At 38.6% G+C, this 1,871-nt stretch carries 3 protein-coding genes; all 3 read left to right on the plus strand.

What is annotated here, in order from left to right; genetic code table 11:
* A partial coding sequence (locus AC6F75_RS11125) for a DUF5929 domain-containing protein (RefSeq protein ID WP_500715091.1) occupies positions 1-613 on the plus strand: 613 nt, incomplete at its 5' end.
* A complete protein-coding gene (locus tag AC6F75_RS11130; protein ID WP_500715092.1) occupies positions 614-1,345 on the plus strand; it encodes a metallophosphoesterase in 732 nt (243 codons plus the stop codon).
* A 48-nt stretch (positions 1,346-1,393) separates the two neighbouring features.
* A partial coding sequence (locus AC6F75_RS11135) for a DUF3575 domain-containing protein (protein WP_500715093.1) occupies positions 1,394-1,871 on the plus strand: 478 nt, incomplete at its 3' end.

A 1,871-nucleotide genomic window follows, 5' to 3' on the forward strand; every position in this document is an offset into this window, starting at 1 on the left:
AGGGGTGATGGATTTTGTAGTAAACAGGCACAAAAACCTGAAGGCGCATTACAAAGTATTTAAGGAAATTTTTGTGGTGTGTTGGGCTGGAATTCCGAAAAGAGTAAAAAACAGCACCTATTATTCCAGAGTGGATATCGAGTTAATCAACGAGCAGGTAAGACTGTTTTATTCGGCTTTGGACGAAATCACTATTGATTATACCGACGATTATTTCAAAATAGTGGAATATGTCAAGCTGGGGTTGCATTCAGGCACCAAATATTACCCTCTTGAGGAATTGACCATTATATTTAACGAAAACGGCTCTTACAGCATCGATAGCAACCTGATTTTTGAACCGCCCCAATTTGACAAAAAAACCCTGTTTCACATTTACAATACCAACAATACCCTGATTGAAAAACTAAAAAAGAACATTCCCTTAACCCCGCGTGAAGCAAAGGATATCACCAATCTACCCGCAACCTATTTGTTGTGTTACCTCAACGATTTTGAAGATGCCAAGGAAAAATTGGAAGAAGCCAAGCCCTACATTAAAGACTACAACGAAAAAGTATATTCATCCTATAAAGAAGTGATGAGAATTTTAAGAAAAGTAAATTACAGTTAAATGAGAACACTTGTTATTGGCGACATACACGGCGGATTTAAAGGGCTGGAACAAGCCCTTAGCCGGGCAAAAATCAATCCTGACGACCGGCTTATTTTTTTGGGCGATTATGTGGATGGCTGGAGTGAAAGTGCTGAAACTGTTGGGTTTTTAATTGCGCTTTCAAATGAAAATCAATGCGTTTTCATTCGTGGAAATCACGACGATTTGTGTTTTAAATGGCTCGCTCAAGGCGAAAAGCCCATGCTTTGGGTACAACAGGGCGGACAATCCACTATTGAAAGCTACAACAAGTTAACCCAAAAAGAAACCGAAAGTCACATCCCTTTTTTTGAAAATCTGGTGAGTTATCACATCGACAAAGTCAACAAGCTGTTTATTCACGCCGGGTTCCAAAACCTCAAGGGTCCACAATATGAATATTACGAGACAGCTGCTTACTGGGATCGTACCCTCTGGGAAATGGCACTTGCACTTGATAAAAACTTAGACCCCGATGAAACCCTGTATCCGGAACGTTTAAAAATTTTTGATGAAATCTATATTGGACACACGCCGGTCACAAGGATTGGGAAAACTGTACCCATAAAAGCCGCTACGGTATGGAATATTGATACAGGAGCCGCATTCAAAGGACCGGTGACAATAATGGATATTCACACTAAAGAATTTTGGCAGAGCGACCCGGTCTGGACGTTATATCCCGACGAAAGAGGAAGAAATATCTATTAAAAATTTAAAAAATAACTATTTTAGCAAACAGATTCTAAACCCACTCCAATGAAGAAAACGGTCCTTCTACTTGCTGTTTTAATTTTTTCTTTAAACCTTTCTGCACAAGAGTTCCCCAATAACGAAATCAAACTTAACATTGCCAATGTGATTGCCATTGCGTCAGTTGAAATTGGCTATGAATACTTATTTGAATACAGTCAATCTGTGGATGTTGAATTAATGATTAACGACCGCTTTAATTTTTACAGTGAAGAAGGCTCCAAAAAGTTCAACACAAGCAGTATGAAATTAGGGTATAATTACTACTTTGGAACTGAAAATCCGGGTTCGGGTTTGTATTTCAATCCATTTTTAAAATACCGTTTTGGTGATTTTGAAGAAGTATTGCCTGTTGAAATCTCTCCGGGCTTGACCCAGGACCAAAAAGTTGAAACCGACATGAATTCCTTTATCATCGGCCTGGGTTCCGGCTATAAATGGAATTTTAGTAATTCGTTTATTGTTTCTATATACGGAAGTATTG

The organism is Planktosalinus sp., assembly GCF_059864935.1.

Coding starts and splice junctions, on each gene's coding strand:
- AC6F75_RS11130 (WP_500715092.1), top strand. CDS start 614: ATGAGAACACTTGTTATTGGCGACATACACGGCGGATTTAAAGGGCTG.